The following is a 5,238-nucleotide window of genomic DNA, read 5'->3' on the forward strand; positions in this document are numbered from 1 at the left end:
CTGGAACCGGCGGGCCCCTCTCATCGTGGACCAGTTGCGGCGCACGGCCCACCCGGGCTCGGTGCTGCACGTGGTCACGGACCGGGCCGTGCCGGGACCGGCGCGGGAACCGGAGACGGCGGCCGCCGCCCGGCTGACGGTACGGTTCCAGTCCGCCGACCTGTCGCGCCCCGAGACGCTTCTCGGGCTCGACCTCGCACCGTACGACGGGATGGTCGTCCTCGGACCCGATCCGGGCGACGGTCCCGACCGGCCCGACGACCGGACTCTGGTCACCCTGCTGGCCGTGCGGCTGCTGGAGGACCGGACCGGACGGGAGATGCGCGTGGTCACCGAGCTCATCGACGACCGCAACCGGCCGCTGGCACCCCTCAACCCCGGCTCCGACGTCATCGTCAGTGGCGAGCTGACCGGACTGCTCATGGCACAGATCGCGCAGAACCGGCACCTCGCCGCCGTCTTCGACGAGTTGTTCTCCGCGGACGGCAGCACCATCTGCCTGCGGCCTGCCGCGTACTACGTCCGCCCGGGCAGCGAGGCGAGTTTCGCCACCGTGGTGGCCGCGGCGCGCGACCGCGGTGAGTGCGTCATCGGATACCGCCGCCACGACCGGCGCGCCACGCTCCCGGACCTCGGGGTCCGGCTCAACCCCCACAAGGGGGAGCGGCGCGAGTGGAACGCGGAGGACCAGGTGGTCGTCGTGGCGTCCGAACCGGCCGCTCCAGCGTGCACTTCAGAACGGGACACGGAAGAACTCCGGGCCGGTCGGAGGGACGCCAGGCCGCACCAACAGTGACCGGGGCGAACTTCGCAGGAGTGATCGGAGTGCGTCGGTCGTATCGCGCTACGAGAGACTGATGCGCACGCATGGGTCAGGATCGGGGGCGGCGGATCTGGGCGTGGACATCTTCCTGAACGGCCTCGGCCAGGCCCTGATCTCGCACCGGCCGGCGCAGCACGAACCGTTCCATGACCCGTACTTGACGACCCATCAAGTGGGACACCGCATCCCCTGTCGCTCCTCCGTGACTGAACGTACACTGACAAGTCATAGAACTTCGGGCGTGATTGACTGGGGGAGCCGTCATGTCCTGGGATCACAACGACATGCCTGGCGCGTTCGCCGTACCGCCGATGCCCACCGCACCGCCGCGCGCTCCGGCGGACGCCCTGCGCGCGGTCGCGGTGGCGCTGCTGAACCTGTCCGGGCTGGGCCTGGGTTACGCGCTGATGCGCCGCTGGGGACTGATGGCCCTGTGCTGGGTCGCGACCGGGCTTCTGCTGGTGGTGGCCCTGCCCGCGGACCCTGACGGCGTGCCCGGCGCGGCCGTCGTCCTCTACCTGGTCCTGCTCGGGACGGCAGGTGTCCACGGTGCGGTCCTGGGCCTGCGCACTCGTCTCGTGTGGCCGCCGCGGGCCTGGCTCGCGATCGTGCTCGGGGTCGTCCTGCTGGTGGTACCGGCGGGAGGCGTCGCTCTGTACGGCGGCGCGCGGGACAGAGCGACCGAGGCGATGCTCATGGACCGGCTGGAGCGGGCGGACAAGCTCGTCCAGGCTTCCGGACAGCGGTCGTTCACCACGGCGGAGTCCGACTACCGCCGGGCACTGGCCGCCTACCGGCGTCTGCGCGGCGACCATCCCGGCTCGAAGGCGGCCGACCGTGTGCCCGACCGGCTCAAGGCCTTCTACACCACCGTCGGTTCACCGTACGCCCAGAAGAACTACTGCGACGCCATAGCGCCCTTGAAGTACCTCCGTACGGTCCCGGGAACCATGGGCAAGAAGGAACTCGGAGCGCTGTCCACCTGGCCCGACGACCGGCTGGCCACCTCGCTCTACGAGTGCGCGTCACAGGCACTCGGCCACGGCGACGCGGACTGGACAACCCACTTCGGCGACCTCCTGTCGACCTTCCCGCGGTCCGCGCCGGCCGGGAAGGTGGAGCCCGCGGTGAGCGCGGAGGTCGACAGAGCCGTGAAGCGGGTGGGCGGAAGCGACGCCTGTGCGGCCGTCGAACACCTCAGGAGCCTCGGCACCCAGGTCACCGCACTCCCGGGAGAGCGGGCGGGTGTGGCGGCGGCCCTCGGCAAGGACGCCGCCCGAGCGGCGACGAACGCGGACTCGGGTACGTACGACTGTGGCGTGAGCCAGTACAAGGACGGACGGTTCGTCGAGGCCGTCACGACCATGAACGAGTTCGTCAAGAACAACCAGCACGCGAGGAACCGGGCCCGCGCACAGAAGATCGCCATCGCGGCGGAGGTCGCCCAGACGGTGCCCGCGGCGGGCAGGCGGCTGCCGACGACGGCGTCCGGCGGCAGCATCGCCGTCACGGTCAAGAACGACAGTCCCGACGACATCACGGTGATGTACACCGGGCCTGTGACCGGCAGCTTCTCTCTCAAGGCCTGCGGGAGTTGCACCACCTACTCCCTCACCAGCACGATACTGGCGGGGTTCACCCCCTGCCACGACAGCGGGAAGAACTACCCGCAGCGGACCATCCAACTGCCCGTCGGCACCACGTACTTCGTCCACAAGTCCCGGACCGGCACGGGGAAGTCCCCCGCGTCGGACACCGCCAAACTGAGGCCCGGCTACCTCTACACCGAGTGCGCCTACATGACGAGTCTCGGCTACTGACGACGGGGGCACCGCTCGTACATGGGCGGCGCCCCGTCGGACCGGCGGGTCCGCGTGAGTCCCGCCCGTCACCGTTTCGGTCTCGGCCCCGCCAGGATCAGACTCTCGATGGCCTCGTAACGACGGCGTTCGCGGGCGGCTCTGCGGCGCCCGGAGAGCACGCTGCCGAGCCATCCGAAGGCGAATCCCAGCGGGACGGAAACCAGCCCCGTGGTGGTGAACGGGAACCAGTTGAAGTCCGCGTGGGGAAACGCGGACGTGGGTGAACCGGACACGAGTCTGGTGCCCGGCATCAGCAGAAGCACCGCGAGGGTGCCGCCGATGAGCGTGCTCAACAGTCCGGCGCGCGTGAAGTTGCGCCAGAAGAGGCTGTAGATCAGTGCCGGGGCGATCGCCGAGGCTCCCAGGCAGAAGGAGAGGGTCGCGAGCGGCTGGAGGCTGCGGTGCTGGACCAGGGCGGCGAGTACGACGATCGGAGCCCCGACGACCACGGCGGAGACGCGGGCCAGCATCGTCTCGTGATGCGGCGCCATGCCGGAGTTCCGGGTGGCGAACACGTCGTGGGCGAGGGAGTTGGCGCAGGCCAGTGTCATACCGGCCACCGAGGCGAGCAGCGTCAGGAAGATGGCCGTGGTGACCGTGGTGAACACGAGGGTCTCCGCCCGCGACATGTCCGCACCGAACGCCGCCCGGGAGCTGAGCAGGTACGCGGTGTGTCCCCACGGGTCGGCCTTCGCGATGCCCGCCCGGCCGATCAGCGCCGTCGCGCCGATACCGATGACCGTGGCCACCGCGACGAACAGTGCCACCGACGACACCGCCCACGACATCGAACGCCGCACCTGACGCGCGCTCTTCGCGGTGTACATGCGCATGGTCACGTGAGGGAGGCAGGCACCGCCCAGCACGATGGCCAACTGGGTGCTGAGCATGTCGAGATGCGGATGCGGACCGCCGGCGAACTCCAGCCCGCCGTGCAGGAACTGGTCCCGCGCACCACTGTGGTCGGCGGCCGCGTCGAACAGGGCCCCGGGGTTCCAGTGAAAGGTCCGCAGAATCAGTACCGCGACGGTCACTCCGGAACCGAGCAGGACGACCATCTTCAGGGTCTGGATCAGCGCGGTGCCCCGCATCCCGCCGATGGCCGCGTAGGTGATCATCAGGGCGCCCACCCCGACGATGCAGCCGGTCTTCATGGCACTGTCGGAGAATCCGAGGATGAAGGCCAGGAGCTGTCCGGTGCTGGCGAGTTGGACGAGCATCATCGGTACCAGTGCCACGATGGTGACCGCGCACGCGGTGATGCGCACCGCGCGGCCGGGCATCCGTCGCGCGAGGGCGTCACCCATGGTGAACTTGCCCGTGTTCCGCAGGGGTTCGGCCAGCAGGAACATCAACAACAAGAGGGAGAGCAGGGTACTGAGGGCCAGGACGACCCCGTCGTAGCCGCAGAGCGCGATGACCCCGCCGATGGTGAACACGGTCGCGGCCGAGATGTAGTCGCCGGCGATGGCGAGGCCGTTGCGGACGGGGGACAGGGAACGGTAACCGGTGTAGAACTCCTCGAGGTCGTCGCTGTCGGGACCGGTCAGTACGCACAGCAGGAGGGTCACGGAGACGGCGATGCAGAAGGCGACGAGGGACCAGGACCGTGCGGAGTCGCTGAAGTCCGTCATCGATCGCTCTCCTGTTCGCCGCCGGCCCAGGGCGCCTGCCGGTTCACCCGGCGCGCCAGCGGGTCGACGTAGCGGCGAGCCGTGCGCTCGTACAGCGCCACGGCGAGCCAGGTGACGGGGAGTTGGGTGAGGGCGAGGACCAGGCCCGTCGGCAGACCGCCTGTCACGGGCCTCGCCATGATGTCGGGGCGGCCGACGGAGAGAGCGAGGAAGAGGGAGAAGTATCCGAGCGCCGCCAGTGTGGTGAGCCATCGCTGTCGGCGGTAGGCGCGGCGGAGGACACGTAGGTCGCGGTGGTGTCCGGTCCAGGGGCGAGGCGGCATGCCACCGCGTAACGGCTCCCCGGAGGGAGCCGGGGGCGCGGGGGCGCGGGCGGGGGAGGAGTGCTGTCCGTGGTGCGGTCGGGCGGAGTTCGAAGCGGAGCTGTCGTAGGACATTCCGGGTCTCCTGGCGGGTTCGGTACCGACGGACATGGACCGCGCGAAGAGGTGGGGGGAGTTGCTCGGGTCCTCGCACGCTATTCGGCGGGCCGGGCAGTGCGAAGGGTTTTTCCTCAAGTGCCTGGTCGGGCACCGTCCGGGCCTCTGACCTCCTCTGTTACTGCTGTCATGACGGTGACGGGCGGGGCGCGAGCTTCGAGTGAGGCGCATGTGATCGGCGGCTTCCCGGTGCGGGGGACGGCCGGTCGCGGGGGTGACGGCGGCGTCCTCGACGGGACACCACTCGGCGGGGCCGGCGGTACGGAAGGGACATGTCGGGGCACACGGGGTACCGACCGGCTCGGCCCGCCGCGCGGTCCCGGGAGGCAGCGGCCGCTCACGAGGCATCGGTCAGCCGGTGCAGAGGTGTGCCGTGCGCCCAGCTCCTGAGGCGCGGGCCGTCGATGAGGTGGATGTCGCCCTGCCGAAGCGCCCATTGG

General features: G+C 70.1%; 3 protein-coding genes and 1 pseudogene. 2 read left to right on the forward strand and 2 right to left on the reverse strand.

The genetic code is table 11. The features are described from left to right. Together ABZV34_RS36935 and ABZV34_RS36940 are read left to right on the forward strand one after the other, a co-directional pair. A pseudogene (locus tag ABZV34_RS36935) lies at positions 1-796 on the forward strand (NAD-binding lipoprotein); the annotation flags it as partial. Positions 797-1,086: 290 nt separating this feature from the next. Beyond that, the gene (locus ABZV34_RS36940) at positions 1,087-2,643 is read left to right on the forward strand and encodes a hypothetical protein (protein ID WP_356286904.1); all 1,557 of its coding nucleotides are present in this window, start codon (positions 1,087-1,089) and stop codon (positions 2,641-2,643) included. A 68-nt stretch (positions 2,644-2,711) separates the two neighbouring features. Here the strand turns inward: ABZV34_RS36940 and ABZV34_RS36945 are convergent, their stop codons facing one another. Then, positions 2,712-4,319, reverse strand: a complete 1,608-nt coding sequence (locus ABZV34_RS36945; protein ID WP_356286907.1) for a cation acetate symporter — start codon at positions 4,317-4,319, stop codon at positions 2,712-2,714. Beyond that, the gene (locus ABZV34_RS36950) at positions 4,316-4,756 is read right to left on the reverse strand and encodes a DUF485 domain-containing protein (RefSeq protein WP_356286910.1); all 441 of its coding nucleotides are present in this window, start codon (positions 4,754-4,756) and stop codon (positions 4,316-4,318) included. The genes ABZV34_RS36945 and ABZV34_RS36950 overlap by 4 nt, the downstream gene beginning before the upstream one ends. Between the last annotated feature and the right edge of the window lie 482 nt (positions 4,757-5,238).

The sequence above is a fragment of the Streptomyces sp. NPDC005195 genome, assembly GCF_040608315.1.
GTDB classification, from domain to species: domain Bacteria; phylum Actinomycetota; class Actinomycetes; order Streptomycetales; family Streptomycetaceae; genus Streptomyces; species Streptomyces kaempferi.

Coding starts and splice junctions, on each gene's coding strand:
- ABZV34_RS36940 (WP_356286904.1), top strand. CDS start 1,087: ATGTCCTGGGATCACAACGACATGCCTGGCGCGTTCGCCGTACCGCCG.
- ABZV34_RS36945 (WP_356286907.1), bottom strand. CDS start 4,319: ATGACGGACTTCAGCGACTCCGCACGGTCCTGGTCCCTCGTCGCCTTC.
- ABZV34_RS36950 (WP_356286910.1), bottom strand. CDS start 4,756: ATGTCCTACGACAGCTCCGCTTCGAACTCCGCCCGACCGCACCACGGA.